Annotated in this window: 13 protein-coding genes; 6 read left to right on the top strand and 7 right to left on the bottom strand. The window is 71.3% G+C overall.

Features of this window, described 5'->3' with window-relative positions; translation table 11 throughout:
- Positions 1 to 55 precede the first annotated feature (55 nt).
- From OXG55_14095 to OXG55_14075, 5 genes are all read left to right on the top strand, one after another.
- Positions 56 to 1,342 (top strand): glutamine synthetase, encoded by a 1,287-nt coding sequence (locus OXG55_14095; GenBank protein MCY4104372.1) that lies wholly within the window; start codon positions 56 to 58, stop codon positions 1,340 to 1,342.
- Between the two features lie 415 nt (positions 1,343 to 1,757).
- On the top strand, positions 1,758 to 2,078 hold the full coding sequence (locus OXG55_14090; GenBank protein MCY4104371.1) for a hypothetical protein: 321 nt from the start codon (positions 1,758 to 1,760) through the stop codon (positions 2,076 to 2,078).
- A gap of 197 nt (positions 2,079 to 2,275) precedes the next feature.
- Positions 2,276 to 2,530, top strand: a complete 255-nt coding sequence (locus tag OXG55_14085) for a type II toxin-antitoxin system prevent-host-death family antitoxin (GenBank protein MCY4104370.1) — start codon at positions 2,276 to 2,278, stop codon at positions 2,528 to 2,530.
- Entirely contained in the window at positions 2,527 to 2,913 is a 387-nt protein-coding gene (locus OXG55_14080) for a type II toxin-antitoxin system VapC family toxin (protein ID MCY4104369.1), read from the top strand. Before OXG55_14085 ends, OXG55_14080 begins: the two co-directional genes overlap by 4 nt.
- 378 nt (positions 2,914 to 3,291) lie before the next feature.
- A complete protein-coding gene (locus tag OXG55_14075; GenBank protein ID MCY4104368.1) occupies positions 3,292 to 3,609 on the top strand; it encodes a hypothetical protein in 318 nt (105 codons plus the stop codon).
- A gap of 10 nt (positions 3,610 to 3,619) precedes the next feature.
- On the opposite strand, the gene OXG55_14070 is transcribed toward OXG55_14075, so the two are convergent.
- The 6 genes from OXG55_14070 to OXG55_14045 all read right to left on the bottom strand — a co-directional run bounded on the left by OXG55_14070 (position 3,620) and on the right by OXG55_14045 (position 11,211).
- Positions 3,620 to 4,348, bottom strand: coding sequence for an ABC transporter ATP-binding protein (locus OXG55_14070; protein MCY4104367.1), 729 nt, complete (start codon positions 4,346 to 4,348; stop codon positions 3,620 to 3,622).
- 127 nt (positions 4,349 to 4,475) lie between these two features.
- Entirely contained in the window at positions 4,476 to 5,687 is a 1,212-nt protein-coding gene (locus OXG55_14065) for a CaiB/BaiF CoA-transferase family protein (protein MCY4104366.1), read from the bottom strand.
- A gap of 101 nt (positions 5,688 to 5,788) precedes the next feature.
- Positions 5,789 to 6,760, bottom strand: a complete 972-nt coding sequence (locus OXG55_14060; GenBank protein MCY4104365.1) for an alcohol dehydrogenase catalytic domain-containing protein — start codon at positions 6,758 to 6,760, stop codon at positions 5,789 to 5,791.
- Positions 6,760 to 8,661, bottom strand: a complete 1,902-nt coding sequence (locus OXG55_14055; protein ID MCY4104364.1) for an ATP-binding cassette domain-containing protein — start codon at positions 8,659 to 8,661, stop codon at positions 6,760 to 6,762. Before OXG55_14055 ends, OXG55_14060 begins: the two co-directional genes overlap by 1 nt.
- A gap of 132 nt (positions 8,662 to 8,793) precedes the next feature.
- Complete coding sequence (locus tag OXG55_14050; protein ID MCY4104363.1) at positions 8,794 to 9,681, bottom strand: branched-chain amino acid ABC transporter permease; 888 nt, start codon at positions 9,679 to 9,681, stop codon at positions 8,794 to 8,796.
- A 183-nt stretch (positions 9,682 to 9,864) separates the two neighbouring features.
- A complete protein-coding gene (locus OXG55_14045; GenBank protein MCY4104362.1) occupies positions 9,865 to 11,211 on the bottom strand; it encodes an ABC transporter substrate-binding protein in 1,347 nt (448 codons plus the stop codon).
- Between the two features lie 308 nt (positions 11,212 to 11,519).
- Between OXG55_14045 and OXG55_14040 the strand changes: the two genes are divergently transcribed.
- Complete coding sequence (locus OXG55_14040) at positions 11,520 to 17,954, top strand: hypothetical protein (protein ID MCY4104361.1); 6,435 nt, start codon at positions 11,520 to 11,522, stop codon at positions 17,952 to 17,954.
- Positions 17,955 to 18,054: 100 nt separating this feature from the next.
- Here OXG55_14040 and OXG55_14035 read toward each other — a convergent pair whose 3' ends face one another.
- Positions 18,055 to 19,407 carry a DUF4143 domain-containing protein gene (locus OXG55_14035; protein ID MCY4104360.1) on the bottom strand — a complete coding sequence of 451 codons (1,353 nt, stop codon included), beginning with the start codon at positions 19,405 to 19,407 and terminating at the stop codon, positions 18,055 to 18,057.
- Between the last annotated feature and the right edge of the window lie 613 nt (positions 19,408 to 20,020).

The following is a 20,020-nucleotide window of genomic DNA, read 5'->3' as shown; positions in this document are numbered from 1 at the left end:
GGAGAGATCGCTCAGCAGTCCCTCCAGGAGGGACGAGACCGTCAGGAGGTACGCCGTGAGCGCCGAGTACCAGCAGATCCGCGTGCTCTGGCCCGACCACCTGAACCTGCCGCGGGGTAAGTACCTGCCCGCGGCGGTGGCGGCCGGCGGGGCGCGGCACTGCCTCACCTCCTTCGCCCTCAACTACGACCGGTACATGGGACCGGTGCCCGGGGCGGGTTTCCTGGAGGGAATGCCCGACCTGAACTGCGACTTCAGTCTGGACGATGTGCGGCCGGGCTGGGAGGAAGGCGTCGGTGTCGCCGTCGGTGATCTCAGCTTCGAGGGCGCGCCGATTCCCTTCGCGCCCCGGGAGGTGCTGCGGCGCGCCGTGGCCGCCTGGGAGGACGTGGGCTACACCCCCAAGGTGGGCTTCGAGTTCGAGGCCTACCTCATGCAGCCCGACGGCGAGGGTCGCTGGAACCCGTACCGCGCGCCGGGATCCTTCGTCTACGGCACGGGCCATTTCAACGATCCTTCCGGTGTCTGCCGCGACATAGTGGCGCGGGCCATGGCGTGCGAGTTCCGCTTGGAGTCGGTGAACGCCGAGTACGACGAGAGCCAGTTCGAGTTCACGCTCGTCTACGACGACGCCATGGCGGCCGCCGACGAGGCCTTCCTGTTCAAGACGATGGCGCGGGAGGTCGCCGCCGAGCGGGGACTGCTCCTCACCTTCCTGGCCAAGCCGATCGCCGACCGGGGGGGATGCGGCCTGCACGTGAACCTCAGCTTCGTGGACGGCTCGGGCGGCTTCGCCCTCGTGGACCACTCCGCGACCGACGGACTCTCGAGACTGGCGAAGCAGTGCATCGCCGGGCAGCTGGCGTATCTGCGGCCGATGACCGCGCTGTGCTGCCCCACGGTGAACTCCTACAAGCGCCTGGTGCCGGCGCAGCTCTGCGGCTACTGGCAGAACTGGGGGCACGACCACCGCTGCACGACCGTGCGGGTGAACCCCGAACGCGGCCCCTCCACCCGCCTGGAGAACCGCCTCGCCGACCCGGCGGCCAGCCCGCACATCGCCGCCGCCGCGGTGCTCGTGGCCAGCCGCCTCGGAGTGCTCGATGAGCTGGAGTGCCCGCCGCCGGAGACCCTCGACGGCCTCGAGAACGTGAGCTGCGAGGTGCACGCGCCCGGGAGCCTGGCGGAGGCCCTCGACGAGCTGGGGGCCGACGAGGCCTTCGTCGAGGCGTTCGGCGCCGAGGCGGTGGCTCAGTTCACCGCCGTCAAGCGCACCGAGTGGGACCAGTTCACCGCCCACGTCACCGACTGGGAACTCGACACGTACCTGCCCTACCTCTGAGCGGCGATCCTGCCCGATTACGGGCCGCGTCGCTTAGAGCACGAGCGGATAGGCTCTGACCAGGCGCTTTGCAGTCGACTGCAGCGGCGCGAATCGTTTCGCCGGAGCCTGGATTCTGGCCTGCGCCGGAATGACACTCGGGAGAATTCCTCAGTCGGCGGTGGCCGCCTATCCGCTAATGCTCTTACCCTCGGCGGTGGTGTCGAGCGCTCGGCCGCAGCCGTTGCGAATGGTTGCCTTGGTCGGGGCCGTGTTGCCGTCGTCGGCGGTCCTCTTGTCGGCAACGCCCGGCCGGCGGGCTGTGCACCGCCGTCAACTTGTTCGGGTGCGTGCCCGCGAGTCCCTGCCGTGATCGGGCCGCTTGCATCCGTCGTCGCAACTCGGCCGTACACGGCGGGGGTTAGGATGGAAACCAGTGGAAACGATCATCGCGGCTCTGATCGGGCTTGTCGGCGTGGCCTTGGGCGTGCTCGCATTCTGGATACGCGCCGGGTTCAGCGACCTGCGTTCGGCGATGGCCGAGGGCTTCGCAGCAGCCGAGCGTCGCGTCGATGAGCGATTTAACAAGGTGGACGAGCGTTTCGACAAGGTCGAGGTCATCCTGCGGGAGCACGGGGAGCGGATCGCTCGGATGGAAGGCGCCTTGGCCGCCTCGGGCGTTGCCTTGCCGCTGCCGGCGACAGCGGCCGAGCGGCCGGTGCTGGAACCTCCCGCGGCGGAGGCGGCGGCGGGCTGAGACCCGCTCGGCCAACTCGCTTTGGCTGCAGTCCTGATCATCGCCATCAGACTCCTCAAATGGGCCGACCGCTGGAACCACGCATAATCCCAGGTCAACCCCTGTGTTCGCGCGCCTTGGAATTCGCGGCTCGGCGTTGACGAGCACGATGAGACACCGCGGTGCCCAGCTTGGCAATGTTGTGCGACAATTGTCGCATGTCTGAAATCGCATCTCGGGAACTCCGCAATCAGACACGGGCGCTGCTCGACCGCGTCGCCGGTGGCGAACACATCACCGTTACCGTACGGGGGCGTCCGGTCGCCGAGTTGATCCCCGTTGCCCAACGTCGCCGATGGATGAGCCGAGAACGATTCGTCGATCAGGTGCTCGCCTATCAGGCAGATCCCGACCTCGCCGACGAGCTGTCCTCGCTGTCGACCGAGACGACCGACGACCTTCCGTGGCCGTGAGTCGAGGTCTCGCCGACACCTCGGTCTTCATAGCCCGCGAGACCTCTCGCGCTGTCCGGGAGAGCCTGCTGCCCGACGAACTCGCCGTCTCGGTCATCACCATCGGCGAGTTGCACGCCGGTGTGCTCGCTGCGGTCGATACCGCGACGCGCCAGCGGCGCCTCTCCACCCTGACCGGCGCGCTGGCGCTTGAGCCCGTGCCCATCGACGAGGCGATTGCGGCGGCCTGGGCCGGGCTCCGCCTGACTCTGCGCGAGCACGGGTTCCGGATGCCGGTCAACGACTCATGGATCGCAGCGACCGCCATCGCGCTCAGTGTTCCTGTCGTGACGCAAGACGATGACTTCCCCCCACTGGATGAACTCGACGTCATCCGAGTCTGAACCGCAGCCAGAGTGAAGGCGCAGTAGCCGGGCCGTTGGGGCAGGTAGGGGAGCCACACCCGCCCAGACCCCTATCAGCGGACTCCGAGCCGTCGGATCGGAAGAGGCAGATACGCCTCTGCCGGGTCCGACCGCGTGTCGCAGCCCCGGTGCTCGGCGGTAGTGTCGAGGGCTCGGCTGTGGCCGTTGCGAATGGTCGCCTTGGTCGGGGCCGTGTTGCCGTCGTCGGCGGTCCTCTTGTCGGCAACGCCCGGCCGGCGGGCTGTGCACCGCCGTCAACTTGTTCGGGTGCGTGCCCGCGAGTCCCTGCCGTGATCGGGCCGCTTGCATCCGTCGTCGCAACTCGGCCGTACACGGCGGGGGTTAGGATGGAAACCAGTGGAAACGATCATCGCGGCTCTGATCGGGCTTGTCGGCGTGGCCTTGGGCGTGCTCGCATTCTGGATACGCGCCGGGTTCAGCGACCTGCGTTCGGCGATGGCCGAGGGCTTCGCAGCAGCCGAGCGTCGCGTCGATGAGCGATTTAACAAGGTGGACGAGCGTTTCGACAAGGTCGAGGTCATCCTGCGGGAGCACGGGGAGCGGATCGCTCGGATGGAAGGCGCCTTGGCCGCCTCGGGCATTGCCTTGCCTCTGCCGGCGGCGGCCGAGCGGCCGGTGCTGGAACCGCCCGCGACCGAGGCGGCGGCCGGCTGAGAATCGCCCGTCAGCCGGTCGGGCCGGTCGGATCGGTTCCGGGGCCGAGGTAGGTGTCGAAGAGGTCGGTGCGCCGCAGCAGTTCGCGCCCCGGTCCCTCGGTGGCGATCTCGCCTGAGCGCATGATGTAGGCCCGGTCGCAGGCGTCGAGCATGCGGTGGGCGTTCTGCTCGACCACCAGCAGGGTGCGCCCGCCGGCGGCGAGGCGGCCGATGAGGTCGAAGACGAGGTCCACGAGGGTGGGGGCGAGTCCGAGGGAGGGTTCGTCCATCAGCAGGATCCGGGGGGCGCTCATCAGGGCTCGGGCGATGGCGAGCTGCTGGGCCTCGCCCCCGGAGAGGTATCCGGCGGGCGTCTCGCGGCGGTGACCGAGGACGGGGAACAGCTCCGCCGTCTCCTCGAGGCGTTCGGCACGCTGGCGGGCGGTGGCGGTGATGCCGGCGACGAGGAGGTTCTCGCGCACGGTCAGGTCGGCGAAGAGGCGGCGATGTTCGGGGACGAGGGCGACGCCGGCGCGCAGCATCCTGTCGGGCGGGGCGCCGGTGACGTCGCCTCCGTCGAGCAGGACGCGCCCCGCAGCGGGGTTCAGCAGGCCGGCGACGGAGTTCAGCAGCGTGGTCTTGCCGGCGCCGTTGGGTCCGATGACCCCCACGATCTCGCCCTCCCCGACGCGCAGCGTGACGGCCCGCAGCGCGGCGATCGACCCGTAGCGGGTGGTCAGCGACTCGATCTCGAGCATCCGACCGACCGCCCGGCTGCTCGGCGGGTTATCCACCCGAAGTGCACATCCGGTTGTCTCAGCATCGGTTCCTGCCGCCGCCGCAACACCACAAGGCCCAGTGCGACGCATGGCTTCGTTCTCAGCATCAGGGCGTGATCTCCGAGCCGGCGGTGTCCGCTGCGGGGGCGCCCTCGCAGCGCTGCGCCCGGCGACGGGCGCGCCCGATCAGTTCGCCCACGAGCCCAGGTTCGTGCTCGTCGAGTGCGGGGACGCGCCAGCGAGGCTCACCGGCCCCGCTGATGTTGAACGGTGGTCGCAGCATCGTCGCAGCGCCGCCCGGGAGTTCGACGGTGCCGAAGCGGTCGCGTGCGTGCAACTGTTCGTGGTCCGCCACCGCCAGCGGCCCGTTCACCCTGCCGAAGGCGATGCGCGCCGCCCGCAGCCTGGACAGCACCTGCGTGGCCGGCGCCGCGGCGAAGCAGGCCGAGATCGCCTCCTCGAGCTCGTCCACGTTGACGACCCGCGCGGCGTTGGTGGCGAAGCGGGGGTCGGTCGCAAGCTCCGGCCTGCCCATGACCTCGCCGGCCAGCGCGACCCATTCCGGGTTGGCCTGCACCGCCAGCATGATCACCGATCCGTCGTCGAGCTCGAACAGGCCGTAGGGCGCGATCAGGGAGTGGCGTCGGGCGGAGCGGGTCGGCGGAGCGCCGTCGGCGACCGAGGCGTAGGTCTGCGGCGCGGTCCACTCGGCGAGGCACTCCAGCATCGACAGCGAGATCGCCGCGCCCTCGCCGGTGGCGGCGCGGCGGACCAGCGCCGCCAGGATGGCGCTGAGGGCGTACATCCCGGCGCAGATGTCGGCGACCGAGAACCCCACCTTGCTCATCCGCTCGGGGTCGCCGGTCAGTGCGACGGCACCGGACTCGGCCTGCACGATCAGGTCGTACGCCTTGTCGTCGGCCCGCGGCCCGTCGATGCCGTAGCCGGAGATGTCACAGGCGATGAGGTGCGGGTGGCGTGCGGTGAGCTGTTCGGCCAGCAGCCCGGCCCGCCGGGCCGCACCGGGCGAGAGGTTCTGGACGAAGACGTCGGCGCCGGCCACAAGATCGTCGAAGCGCTCCCGCTGCGCCGGGTCGCGCAGGTCCAGGGCGATGCTGTCCTTGCCCCGGTTGCCCCACACGAAGTACGTGGACTCGCCGTCCAGCCTGCTGTCGTAGTGACGGGCGAAGTCGCCGTCCGGCGGGCGCTCCACCTTCAGCACCCGCGCTCCCAGATCGGCGAGATGGCGTGTCGTGAACGGCGCCGAGACGGCGTTCTCCACCGTCACGACGAGGATGCCTTCCAGGGGCGCGCTCACGGGTCGATCCCTACCGGTTCCATGGCCACTGACGCTACGCCGTGTACGAAGTTCGAGGCGATCCTCCGCTGCGGCTCGCCGGATGCAACGTTCGCACCCCCTCAGACGCCGCCGACCGTCAGGACCAGCCGGCCCCGCAGGTCACCGGCGCGCACCCGCGCGTGCGCCTCCGCCGCCCGCTCGAGGGGCAGGGTCTCCACCGGGCCGATGATCGACGGCTCGCGGCCCGCCAGCGCCAGCAGCTCGTCGAGCTGCGCCCGGCTGCCCCAGACGCTGTTCATGAACGTTGCCTCGTGGGGCCAGGCGCCGAAGCCCCACGGGATCCTCCCCCCGAACAGCCCGACGACGACCACCATGCCGCGCTTGCGCACTGCGCCCGCGGCCTGCGCCAGCGTCACGTCGGCGCCGATGAAGTCCAGCACCACCTCAGTCGGGGGGATCCCGTCGCCGGGATCGACGGCCTCGTGCGCGCCGATCTCCCGGGCGGTGGCGCGCTTGGCCGCTGAGATGTCCGCGGCGACGACGGTGGCGTCGCTGAGCAGCCGCAGGCAGCGGATGGCGAACTGCCCCAGCCCGCCCGCGCCGATCACGGTGGCCCGGGCGCTCGGGCCGCGCCGCCGCAGCAACTCCAGCGTGTGCCCGACGGCCCGGTAGGCGGTCAGCCCGCCACAGGCCAGCGGGGCGGCGGCGACGGGGTCCAGATCGCCGAGCGGGGCCAGGTAGCGGGCGTTCCGCACCGCCATCCGCTCGGCGTAGCCGCCGTCGGAGAAGATGCCGGCCTCGGCAGCGTCGGCGCAGATCATCTCCAGTTCGGCGTTGCAGTCGGCGCAGCGGCCGCAGCCCCACGGGGCGTAGACCATCACGGGCCCCAGCCGGGCGTGCATGCCGGTCACCTCGTGCCCGAGGATCCGCGGCAAGGAGATGGGGAAAAGGCCCTCGGAGATGTGCAGGTCGGAACCGCAGACACCGCAGGCGATCACGTCGATCACCTCGCCGCCGTCGGGCGCCGGTTCGGGGTGGTCCTCGACGAGGCGCACCGGCGCCCCGAAGCGGGTGAGCAGCACCGCCCGCATCAGTGGCCCTTCCGATGCCTGCCGGTGTCCGAGCCGAGGTAGGCGGCCTGCACGAGGGGATCGGCTCCGATCTCCGCCGGGGTGCCCACGGCGATCACCTTCCCCTGATCGAGGGTGTAGACCCGGTCGCAGATCCCGATGATGAAGTTCAGGTCGTGGTCGATGACCAGGACGCCCGCACCGATGGCGGCCGCCGCGGTGCGCACCCGGTGGATCATCTCCAGCGACTCGGTGTCGCTCATCCCGCTCGTGGGCTCGTCGAGGAGCAGGAAGTCGGGCCGGGCCGCCGCCGCCCGCGCCAACTCCAAGCGCCGGGCACCTCCGTAGTCCAGCTCGCGGGCCCGGCGCGCGCGGCGCTCCCAGAGTCCGACGCCGCGCAACAGCGTCTCGGTGTCCGAGCCCGGCCGGTCGGGCCGGTGGCGCTCAGCGACGAGGGCCGCGACCTCCACGTTCTCCTGGACGGTCAACGAGCCGAACAGCCGCAGGTTCTGGAACGTGCGCACCAGGCCCCCGCGGGCCACGACGTGCGTGGGCGCCCCCGTGAGGTCCCGGCCGGCGGCGATGCAGCGGCCCGAGGCCGGCGCAACGACGCCGCCGATCACGTTCAGCAGCGTGGTCTTGCCGGCGCCGTTGGGGCCGATCAGTCCGACGACCTCGTCGCCGGTCACTTCGACGTGGGCGCCGTCGAGGGCGCGGAAACCGCCGAAGTCCACGGTTACGTCCGACGTGGCGAGCGTGCTCGCCTGCGGTGGCGGGGACTCCGCGGCCGCCGGCGAGGCGTCCGACCGTTCCGCTCGCCGGCGCCGGCGGCGGCGCAGCAGCCAGGTGTCGAGTTCCCAGTCCTCCAGCAGGCCTGACGAGCGGAAGATCATGAAGCCCAGCATCGCCCCGCCCAGGAAGATCCCCGTGAGCCCGTCGCGCAGCAGCCAGTCCAGCGCCGCAATGTTCACATCCGGGCCCGCCGCGTAGCGCATCCCTTCGAGGCCGATCGTCATGACGACGGTGCCCAGGAGGGCGCCGGTGACGCTGTTCCGCCCGCCGACGATGAGCATCGCCAGCGTGATGAGCGTGTACTCGAAGAAGAAGAAGAGCGGCGTGATGACACCCAGCGCGTAGACGCGGAGTGCGGCGCCCAGGGCCACGATCACCACCGACAGCAGCAGGGCGACCATCTGCTGGCCGGCGGGGTTGATGCCCACCGCCCGTGCCGCCAGGTCGTCCTCCCGCGCCGCTTGGGCGAGGCGGCCCACGCCGCTCTGGCGGAACAGCCGGGCGACCAGGATCGAGACGAGGAGCAGCACATAGATCCAGGTTCGGCCCTCCAGCTTGTTGCCGAGGCTGAAGGAGATGCCCGAGCGGCCGCCGCCGGTGAGGTCGGTCCAGTTGCGGGCCACCTCGTGTACCACGAACAGGAGCGCCAGGGTGATGACGGCGGCCGAGATCGCCCCGGTGCGCGCCCCCGAGCGGGTGAGGCCCAGCCCGATGATGAACGCCGCCACGAGCGTGACGCCTATCGCCGCGAGCGTCGCCGCCGCGGGATGCAGGCTCACCTCGGCCAGGCCGAACGGGGCGTCGGGAATGATCTGCGCCTTGCGCTCGGGTGAGATGGCGAGGACGGCGAACGTGTACCCGGCGATGGCGCCGAATCCGACGTGGCCGAACGACATCACGCCGGTGTTGCCCACGTAGACCCCGATCCCGGTGACCACGATGGCGTTGATGAGCATCTGCGTGACGAGGTCGTCGCGGGCCGCCCCGCCGGTGGCGGTGTAGGCCAGGCTGCCGCCCACCAGCAGCCCGAACAGCACGACCGACCCCAGGATCGGCCCCAGCAGATGCCGGACCGGATCGCTGCGCATCCCGCAGCCCCCAGTGGCGGCCCGCAGGCGCCGGGGTGTCATTGCTGTCCTCCCACGCTCATTCCGGCTCGCCCATGCTCGTCGTTCCGGCGGAGGCCGGAATCCAGTCGGCAGCGCCCCGACCCACCGCCCTCGCTCGGGATATGACTGCGACCGTCGTCAACGGCATGTCGCTCACACCCTCTCGGCCCGGCGGATGGTGACCATCCCCTGCGGGCGGAACACGAACAGCAGGGCGATGCACACGAACACCATCCCGTCGGTGAGGCCGACCAGACCGTCGGGCAGGCGCGAGATCAGCAGGACCTCCACCAGACCCAGCGCCAGGCCGCCCAGGACGGCGCCGCCCAGGCTGCCCAGCCCCCCGATGAGCGCCGCCAGCACGCCCTTCAGCATGGGGGTGAGGCCGGCGGCGGGGTCCGCCTGCCCGGTGCGCATCAGCCAGAAGACCGCGGCCACCCCGGCCAGGATCCCCGACAGCACGAACGCCCCCCGGATGACCCGGTTGCTGCGCACGCCCATGAGGCGGGCCGCCTCGAAGTCCTCCGCGGCGGCGCGCAGCGTCATGCCGAACATGGTGCGACGAACCAGCCAGACGGTGGCGACAAGCGTGATGAGTGTGAAGCCGATCACCGCGAGGTCGTAGATCTCCAGGTTCACCCCGCCGACGCTGACGGTCTCGAACAGCCAGCCCGGCCGGGCGAAGGTACGCCGGTTCGCAGAGACACCCATGATGAACACGGCCTGGACCACGAAGTGCACACCGAAGGAGGTGAGGACCATCGTGAAGTCCGAGGAGTTGCGGACCCAGCGGAACGCGGCGAACTCGATGCCGAGCGCCGTCAGCATCGAGGACGCCAGGATCGCCGGCACCAGCACCCACCAGTCCAGCCCCAGCGTGAAGAGCGCGTAGCTCACGTAGGCGCTGACGGTGATGAGTTCCCCGTGCGCGAAGTTCACGAGGTGCATCACGCCGAAGATGACGGCGATGCCCAAGGCCAGCAGTGCGTAGATGCTGCCGCGCCCGACCCCGTCGACGAGCTGCTGGAGCAGTTCGGTCATGGTGCTGGTTCAGCGCGCCGTCGGGCTGCTCGGCGCCCGGAGATCGAAGCGTTCAGGCCGGCGCGCCGTTCGATCTCGGGCATGCACGCGATTGTCTCACGCTTTTGCCGGCGGCCGGCGCCCGAACGGGACCGCCCCGGCAGGTTGCGCCCGCCGGCCCGGAGCGAGCCCGCCGGTCGGCTCTCAGCCGACGGTTCCCGCCAGCGAGGGTGCTCCGTTCACGACTTGGTGGACATAGACGGGCTTGATGGGCGAGCCGCTGCCGGCGGGGTACGACAGCACGCCGGTGACGCCCTCGACGCCCTGTGCCTCGGCGATGGCGGCGCCCAGCACGGCAGGATCGTGGGATCCGGTGCGCAGGAAGGCGTCGATCACCATGGCGATGGCGTCGGCCGCGAGACCTCCGAAGGAGGGGTTCTCGAGGGCGGCGCCGGTGGCGGCCTCGAATCCTTCGTCGAGGATCACGACCCGGCTGCCCGCTGCGGGGAAGGAGTGGGTGGTGTGGTAGAAGCCCTCCACGGCGTCGCCCTCGGCGTAGCCGCCGGTGGCCTCGAAGGCGTCGGTGATCAAGAACCTGGTCTCGACGCCGACCCCGTCCAGCTGGCCGCGCAGGATGGCCGCCTGGAAGGCCAGCATGGCGCTGTACACCACGTCGGGGGGCGCGTCCAGGTTGGCCATCTCGTTGGCCTGCGACGAGAAGTCCACGTCCTCGATGGGCACGTAGTTGTAGTCGGCGATCACGGTGCCGCCGCCCGCCTCGAAGACCTCGGTGAAGACCTCGGGGTTGTAGCCGAAGTAGGGCCCGGGCGAGGAGAACGTGACGGCGGTGGTCCAACCCTCGCCGAGTGCGAACTCCGCCGCGGCGCCGGCCTGGGCGGTGTCGTCGAAGGCCACCAGGAACGCCAACTGAGCGGGATCCGAGAGGGTCGGCTCGGTCGAGGCCACGAACAGCACAGGGACCCGGCCGGCGGTCACCTGCAGCAGCGGGAAGCCGAAGTCCGGGAACGGCGGCCCGAGGATCGCCGACACCCCGGCGTCCAGCAGGTCCTGGGCGGCGCGCTGGGTGACGTCGGGGTCGCCCTCGATGTTCTGGATCGTCAGCTCCAGCGGGGCGCCGTTAACGCCGCCGGTGCAGTTGATGAGGTCGATGAAGTACGCCGCCGCCTGGCTGGCGGGGGCGTCGGCGAAGCCGCCGAGGTCCGAGAGGTCGGCGGCGAATCCGATCTTCAGCGGATCGCCGCTGGGCGCCGGCGCGCAGTCGTCGAGGTCGGCGGCCAGGACGGCGTCGATGTCGAAGCCCACGGCTGCCGGCGCCTCCGGCTCGGGCGCGGGCGGCGGCTCGGGTGCGGGCGCCGGAGGCTCGGGCTCCGGCGGCGGGGGCGGTTCGGGATCGGGAGCGGGCGCCTCGGTGGCCGGAGGCGGGGGAGGCGCGGGCGCCGCCTCCTCGTCGTCGGTGCCGCAGGCCGCGACGACGAGCGTCGCCGCCGCGACAGGTACCAGGAATCTGCGCCAAGTGGATGCACGCCGCATGTCGGTCTTCCCTTCCTTGCCCCGTGCCCGCACGCGCCGGTGCTGCGGGCGCACCCCACAGAGTGCCACATACTTCGTTTGGATACAAACGATTAGCCCTGATTGCTCACGGGTTGTCGGTGGCAGCCACAGGCTGCGGCTACCGCCGCGACGACGGGGGGAAGCTCAGGCTAAGATGGCCAGGTGATGAGTCTGGGCGCTGTCAGAGGTTTGCGGCAGACGTCGGAGCGCCCCTGTTCGGCTGCGAAGTTGCGCGGGGGGGGGGGGGCGCGTCGGCGCGCTGGGCTGTGCGGCGTTTGTTCGCTCCGGTGCTCGCGTCGGCGTTGTCGGCCTCGCTGCTGGTGGCGCCGTCGGGGGTGCGCGACGCTGAGGCGCAGACTGTCGTCCATGGCCTGACCCTGAGCGTCTCTGCTCTGGACGTGTTCGCGAACGAGGGCGCCGCGACGTACACCGTGCAATTGAAGTCGGCGCCGTCGGGCAGTGTGTCGGTGGCGGTGTCCTCGGGCGACACGACCCATGTCACGGTGGACACCGACCCCGATACGAGCGGCAGCCAGGGCACGCTGACTTTCGCGCCCACTGGTTCCAACGCTTGGAATGTGGCGCAGACGGTGACGGTGACGTCTGCGTCGGGCGCGGCGGTGAGCGACACGGCTGTGATCACGCACAGCATCCAGGACTCCGGGGACACGGCGAACTACCCGAACGGCGTCGTGTCGGGGGCGACGGTGACGGCGACGGTGGTGACGGACACGCGGCCGGTGATCACCGTCCATGGCCGACATCGAGATGGGTACCTGAAGGACCGGGTGGCCGAGGGCGAGCAGATAGACGGCTATCAGGAGATTGCGCCGTTCCGCTTTGACACCACCGGCAGAGTGGCTGTCAGGTTTCGGCTCTCGCAGGAGGGCGACCTCGGCGATTCCCGTGACATAAGGGTCTATGAGAACCGGTTGGCAATCCCATCCTTCGGCCACAACAACGGCGTGCGGGTCATCGATGACAGTGTGGACGAGCCCAACGGCAAGGCGATCGCGACGATCCTGCCCCGCCCGACTCATTATCGGATCGGCTCGCCGGGCCGTGCTGAGGTCCTGATCCTGGACGACGACCCGACGGCGGTGACTTTGGCGCGGGCCTCGGGGTCTGCGGTGAGTGAGGGCGCGGCGCACACGTACACGGTCACGCTGGGCCGGGGGCTGGTGGCCGGCGAGTCTTTGGCGGTGCCGCTGACCTTCAACAGCGGCACCGGCGCGGCGGTTCGCAACACCGATTTCACGCTGGCTTGTCCTGCGCCGCTGCCGACGGGGGTGACCTGCAACGACTTGAACACCGCCAGCGCGCCGACGGTGACTTTCACGGGTCCCAGCAGCGGCGAGACCGCGGCGTCGGTGACGTTGACGCTGACCGCCTCCGCTGATTTGGTCGGCGGCGAGTCCGAGACGGTGGACGTCGGCATGGGCACGATCGCCACGACGTCGGGCGTGTTGGACTCCGGCAACAACGATGTGGGTCTGGGCGGCGGGGTGACGGCCACCGACGACGCGGCGGCGTTGAGCATCACCGACGTGACGCAGAGCGTGTCGCTGTCGGCGGCTTCCTTCAAGGCGGCCGAGGGCAGCCCCGCCGAGGTGGGGGTGGTGCTGTCGGCGCCTCTGGTCTCCGCGGTGACGGTCACCGTGACGGCGAACGCGGGCACGGCGGACTCGCCGGCTGACTTCGCCGGCGGGACCCACTCGGTGACGATCCCGGCGGGCCAGACCCGGGGGACGGTGTCGATCTCGACCGTGGCGGACAGTGTGTCCGATGACAGGGAGACGTTCGAGGTGGTGCTGTCGGGGGTGCCCGCGGGGCTGGCCACAGCCGCGCCCGCGTCGGCGACGGTGACGATCGCGGAGACGTCGCTGGCCAGCTTCGCCCAGCCCGCCACCGCCGCCGCAGAGGGCTCGGCGGCGACGGTGAGCGTGGAGTTGTCCACGGCCGCCACGCAGGCGTTCGGGCTGGAGTTCGCGCTGTCGGGCTCGGCGGAGCCGTTCAAGGACTACAGCGTGCCGTCCGCGCGCGGCGCGGTCGCGCGCGGGCGGGTGGCCGTGCCTGTGGGGGCGACGTCGGTGGACATCTCGGTGTGGGTGGTGGACGACGCCGAGCCTGAGGGCGCGGAGACCGCGGTGTTGACCCTGATCGATCCCGGCGTCGCGGACGTGGAGCTGGACCCGGCCGCCACGACCCATACGGTGACGGTCGCGGCGTCCGACGGCGACGGCCCCGCCGGGGATGCGGTGTCCGCGGGCTGGGATTATGACGGCCTGGAGGGGGGCCGGCGCACGGCGTGGCTGGAGTCCTCGGAGCTGGTATTGCCGGTTTCGGTGTCGCCGGCGGCGAAGGCCCCGTTCCGGGTGGCCGCGACTTTGGAGCCCGAGGCGCCGTCGTCGTTGTGGGCGCCGACGGTCGGCCCTGACGGCGACATCTACGAGGCCCGCCACACGGCGGTGGTGAGGGTCGGGCAGACGTCGGCGCGGTTCTTCGTGCCGATGATCGACGACAACATTGTGGAGGACGACTGGACCTGGGTCGCCGCCCTGGAGGTGTCGGGGGCGGCTTTGGGCGCGGAGGCGGCGTCGGCGCGTCGGGAGTTGGAGGTGGTGGTCCGCGACGACGACCAGGCCGAGGTGCTGTTCGCGCGCCGCGGCGACCCGGACGGCAATATCTGGGTGGTGCTGAGCCGTCCGGTGCGGTTCGATCTGAATTTGCGTGTGCTCACCCGCGATGGTTCGGCGTCGCCGGACGTGGATTTCGGCGCGCACCGCACCGAGACCGGCGAGTTGTTGACCGCGGTCGACACCGGCGTCACCAGGCTCGCTGATATCCGGTTCGTGCACGTGGGGGTGGCTTCGTCTGACCGTCCGGCGTGGCTGTTCAGCGGTCATCCGTGCATCGTGGGCACGTCTTTGTCGGGCCCGCCGCCGCCGGATCCGCCGGCCTGCGGCGACTACCGGCTGCATGAGCACCACCGGGTGGACATCTCGAGGCCCCGCAGCGCGGTGCCGACGGTGCGGCTCGCCCCCGCGCCGACGCCGGTGCCGGCGGACTGGGCGCTGGCGCCGTCGGGTTTGAGTGCGGGGGACAGGTTCCGGCTGCTGTTCCTCACGTCGTCGAAGCATCCGGCGTCGTCGTCTGACATCGACACCTACAACGCCTCGGTGCAGGCCCGGGCCGCGGCCGGCCATCAGGCCATCCGCGGCTATTCGGGCGGGTTCCGCGTGGTGGGCTCCACTGCTGCGGTGGACGCCCGCGACAATGCGATGCTGGGCGGGCCGGGCGCGCCGATCTATTGGCTGGGCGGCGCGAAGGCCGCGGACGGCAACGCCGATTTCTGTGACCGGTCGTGGGGCAGCTACTCGGCGCGCGACGAGTCGGGGGCGGCGGTCGCCCTCGTCGACGACGAGACGCTCATCGGCAACGGCGTCTGGACGGGCAGCGACCACGACTGCACCGGCCGCGCCGGCCACGAGCTCGGCACGAACCGCCCGCAGCTGGCGTCGGTGGAGGCCCCCTCGGGGTCCGCCCACGGTCCGCTGCGGATCGCGCACCCCAACGCCGTCAACCAGCCCAACACCCACTCCCGCTACCTCTACGCCGTGTCTGAGACGTTCGTGGCTGAGGACGTGCCGCCCGTGCGCGGCAAAGAAGGCGCGCCGCTGGTTTGGGAGTTGACCGCGGACCCGAAGCCGTCGGTGCCGCTGGTGGCGACGGTGTGGGCGACACAGGACGGCGACTGGGTCAGCCCCGGTTGGCTGGGGTGGCGCCACGTCGTCATCGGCCCGTCCGGCACGGCCACCTACACGGTCCCGACCGTCGACGACCGCACAGACGAGCCCGACGGGACCGTCACCCTGCATCTGGCGTCGCAGTCGGCGTGGCCGGGCGGGTTCCACCTCGGCACGCCTTCGGCGGCGGCCCAGCCCGTCGCGGACGACGACGCCGCCGGCAGCGGCGGCCAGGACGCGGTCGCGGCCGTCCCGGAGGTGTCGGTGGTGGCGTCGGCGGGCGGCACAGAGGGCGCCGACGTGCAGTTCATGGTCGCCGCCGGCCCCGCCCCGGCGGCGCCGCTGGCGGTGACTGTGGCGGTGTCCCAGGACGGCGACTGGCTCGCCCAGGGAGAGGCGGGGACCCGCACCGTGGCGATCCCCACGACCGGCACCGTGACGGTGCGGCTCGGCACCGTCGACGACGGCGCCGACGAGCCCAACGGCTCGGTCACGCTCACGATCCGGGCCGGGTCGGGGTACACGCTCGGCGCGCCGGCGTCGGAGAAGGCGCCGGTGCACGACGACGACGACCCCCTCCCAGCCCAGCAGCAGCAGGCCCCGGCGGTGGACACCTCTGAGGCCGAGACGCTGATCGCGTCGATGATCGCGAGGCATCGCGACGTCACCGGCAACGCCGGCGCGCTCGCGAACTGGCAGAAAGCGTTGAAGACGATACGCGGCGAGCCCGGCGGGTTCACCGTCGCCGAGCTGGAGGCCCATGTGGAGGCGGTGGAGCCGGGCGTGCCCCGCCGGCGCTGGGACAAGATCCTCACCGTCGTCGAGCAGCTCGCCGCCGCAGCCCAACAACAACAGCAGGGCGCTTCGTCTGATGACGCGACGCTGCCGGAGCTGCGCATCGGCGCGTCGGGCAGCCCTGTCACCGAGGGCGGCGACGCCGGGTTCGTGGTCGCGGCGGTGCCCGCCCCCGCCGAGCCCCTCGCCGTCACCGTGACCGTCGCCGGCGGCAGGGCAGCGTCAGGCCACACCGGCCCCCGCACCGTCACCATCCCCACCACGGGCGTCGCCGCCGTCGCCGTCGCCACCGCCGACGACGACGCCCGCACCCCCCCAGGCGACATCACCGCCACCGTGGGCGCCGGCGACGGCTGGACCGTGTCGGCTGCACGCGCCACCGCGGCCGTCACCGTCGAAGACGACGACCCCGCGCCGGCCCCGGCGGCCCCGGCGGCGCCCGAGATCACAGTCGCCGCCGGCCCCGCGATCACCGAAGGCGCCGCCGCGTCGTTCACCGTGACCGCCGACCCCGCGCCCGCGGCGCCGCTGACCGTCGCCGTGACCGTCATCGAGAGCGGCGACTTCGGCGCCGCGGCCGGCCCGGCGACGGTCACCATCCCGGCCGGAGGCTCCGCCGCCCACGCCGTGGCCACCGCCGGCGACAGCACCGACGAGCCCGACGGGTCGCTCACCTTGACTGTGAACCCGGGCCGGGGCTATGCGGTGTCGCCGGGCAGGCCCGCCGCCACCGTCGCCGTCTCCGACGACGACGACCCCCCGTCCCCGCCGTCGTGCCGCACCGCCGACACCGCCCTGCTGGCCGAAGTCGAAGCCAAGACCCAAGACCCCTGGAACGGCAGCCGCCCCGACCTGGTCGACACGTTCGGGCGCGCCCGTGACACCATGCTCGGCGAAGACGACTACACCGTCGCCGACCTCAAAGCCCGCCCCGACCGCCAGACGCCGAACTGGCAGGGCGCCGGACCCAACGCGCTGTGGCAGAAGATCTACACCGAGCTCGACAGCCTCGAGGCCTGCCGCGAGAAAGCCCCCACACCGCCAACGCCGACACCGGCGCCGCAGGTCGCCGTGACCGCCGGGGCGGGCGTGACCGAGGGCGGCGCCGCCGGCTTCACCATCTCCGTCAGCCCGGCGCCGTCTTCGCCGCTGAGCGTGGTGGTGACCGTCACCCAGACCGGCGACTACGGCGCCGCGGTCGGCGCGCAGACCGTGGCGATCCCCACCAGCGGAACCAAGGCGTTCAGTGTCGCCACCGCCGGCGACGGCGCCGACGAGGCTGACGGGTCGGTCACGCTCACCGTGAACGCGGGCAGCGGCTACACCGTCTCCACCCCGCAAGGCGCCGCGACGGTCGCGGTCGCCGACGACGACCCGCCCCAAGACCACGACCCCCGAGAGCCCGATCCCCAGGACCCCGACACGCCCGACACTGATCCCCCCGACGATCCCGACCCTCAAGACGACCCGCCGCCCCCGCCTCCGGACCCCGACCTGGAGGTCAGCGTGACGGCGGGCAGCGGGATCACCGAGGGCCAGAGCGCGACGTTCACCGTCTCCGCGAGCCCGGCCCCGAAGACGCCGCTGACGGTCACCGTCACCGTCACCGCGGCCGGCGACCACGGCGCCACGACCGGCACCCGCACAGTCGTGGTCGGAACCGGCGGCGCCGCGAATCTCGCCGTCGCCACCGTCGGCGACAGCACCGACGAGCCCGACGGGTCGGTCACGCTCACCGTCGACGCGGGCAGCGGCTACACCGTGTCCTCGTCGCAGGGTGCCGCCACCGTCGCCGTCAAAGACGACGACGACCCGCCCCCGCCGCCTGTGCCCGCGGGCCCGGCCCTGTCGGTGCGAGACGTGGAGATCAGCGAGAACGGCCGCTACCTCAGATTCATGGTGTATCTCAGCGAGACCCCCGACCGGACGGTGTCGGTGCGGCTGTCCACACGAGACGGCACAGCCCGAGACGGCGCCGACTACCGCGGCTACGCCGCGGGCGCCGGCCGGCTGATGACGTTCACCGCGGGCACGCGGCTGCTCTACCGCTACGTGTACATAGCCATCCTCAACGACGGCGGCGCCGAGGGCGACGAGACCTTCCAGGCCGTCCTCACCGACCCCCAGGGCGCCGCCGTCGCGCAGGGCACCGCCACGGTCACCATCAAAGACGACGACTGACACCGCGCGGGCCTGGCCGGGCGCAGCGGGCCGGGCCGACGATGACGTCGTCGACACGCCGGGCCGGTGGCGGAGTTCGGGCGCTGCCTCGGGTGCCGTCTCACGGGACGCGAGGCTCGGATCCCGATGGACGCGTTGGTGGTGTCGGGCTTGGGGGGGTTGTCCACAGTGCTGACAGTGGAGCGGCCCAGACCCGGTCGCTGATGGGGGTCGGGTCGATGTCGCCGCAGCAGAGCACTGCTCCCGCGGTGAACTCGTGGCTTGCTCTGGGGTCGGAGTCGATGGCGTCGCGCAGGGCGATGATCCGGTCGGCGTCGTGGCGCTTGACCCGGTTGCGGGCTTTGACCTCCACGACGGCGACGGCGGGCCTTCTGGTGGATCTGAGCACGAAGTCGATTTCTCCCAGCGGGTAGGCCGCGGCGGCGCTGCGGGCTTTGCCGGAACGCCGCAGGTCATAGCACTCGATTGCGTAGGGCTCGGCGGTCACGGCCTGCTGGGCGCTGAGCTGCGCATGCACGAAAGTCTCGATCAGGCCGCCGAGCAGCTGCGGCGCTGCGGTCAGCTCGCTGGGGCTGGTCCCGATGAGCGGGGCCATCATTGCAGGGTCGCTCAGAACTCGTTTGGGATGGCGGAACCCCTGCGAGTCGGCGGTGGGCCTCCAGATCGGCAGCTCGTCGAGCAGGTACGAGTTGTCGTACATGTCGCGGTACTTGGCGGCTGTCTTGTCGTTGAGGCCTGCGGCTTTCGCGATGCTCAGCAGGTCCACGATGCGTCCGCTTGCGGATGCGTAGGCGGCGATGAACCGCGACAGGCCCGAACGTGTGGCGGTGGAGTCTCGCCTCGTCTGGTGCCTGACGATGTCGGCTTCGATGATGTTTGCGGCGATGCGCCGCAGAGCGTCGTGGGCCTCGTCGGCTGCGAGACGGGCATGGCCCGGGTACCCGGACTGCACTGCGATGCTCACATAGTCGCTGTGCTCCAGACGCTCGGGCGATCCCCACTGGTCTGAGCCCCCGAAGAGAAGGTCGGCCAACGGCATGACCGCAAGTTCCCGGCGCTCGGCCTGTGCCATCGGACGGAGCCGCAGCATGTCGCAGCGCCCGGTCAGGGGGAACTGGCTGAAGCCCTCCAGATGCGAGTACCCGGCCGAACCGGCGATGATGAACCCCGACGCCCCCTCTGCGTCCACCAGCGACTTGATGTCCCAAAGTGTCTGGGGGCGCAGCTGCCACTCGTCCACGAGCACCGGCTTGGGGGTCCGGCGCAGCATTCCCAGCGGATCCAGCTCGAGCCGGGCGACGTGCTGCTCGTTCGACATGTCGAGCGCCGACGCCGACAGGCGCCGGGCCAGAGTCGTCTTGCCGATGAACCGTGAGCCCTGCAACAGCACCGCGGGCGATGCGGCCAGTGCGTCGCGCAGCCGGTCCTCCAGCCATCTCCGAATGTACGCCACAGCACGAATCGTACTAGCTGATGCAAGCCTTGTGTACAAGCTGATGCTAGATATATGCGGCCTCTGATGCAGCACTTGAGTGGAGGCCGATGCAAAGTCACCGCCGGCCAGATCCCAGTTGACGAGGCAATGACCGATTGAGACCGCCCAGGGCTAGCCCAGATCTTTCAGTAGGCGGTTGTGGGGACGTGGGGCGGGGCTGGGTTGGGTGCGGCGGCGGGTGCTGCGGTCGGTGGCGGCGCTGGGCTCGGGCGCGCGGTGGCTTTGGGGGCGGGGCGCTGGGGGTGTAGTGTGGTCCTTCGGAGACCGGATGACGGCGAGGAGTGCCCAGTGGAGGCTTGCGGCAGGTTCGAGTCCCGCGGGCGTGCCGGCGCCCGTGGCGTGGATGGAGGGGATGCCCTTCCCGTTCCGTGCATGAGAGGACTGAAGGTTCGTGAAATATGATGACACATTCTGTCCCCCCCCCCCCCGGTTTGTCCGCCTGATCTGACTCGACGGCGCGGCGGCGGGCGGCGCGCCGGTTCTCTCTCGCGCCGCCGCCGGTCGCGGCGGTGGGTTCTGCTGGTGGCGCTGCCGGGTTTGTTGGCGCCGGTTCTGGTGGCGGGCGCGGCGC

The organism is bacterium (assembly GCA_026708055.1).
Classification (GTDB): domain Bacteria; phylum Actinomycetota; class Acidimicrobiia; order Acidimicrobiales; family CATQHL01; genus VXNF01.
The sequence above is the reverse complement of the archived record's forward strand: the minus strand, read 5'-3'. Positions and strand labels throughout refer to the sequence as shown.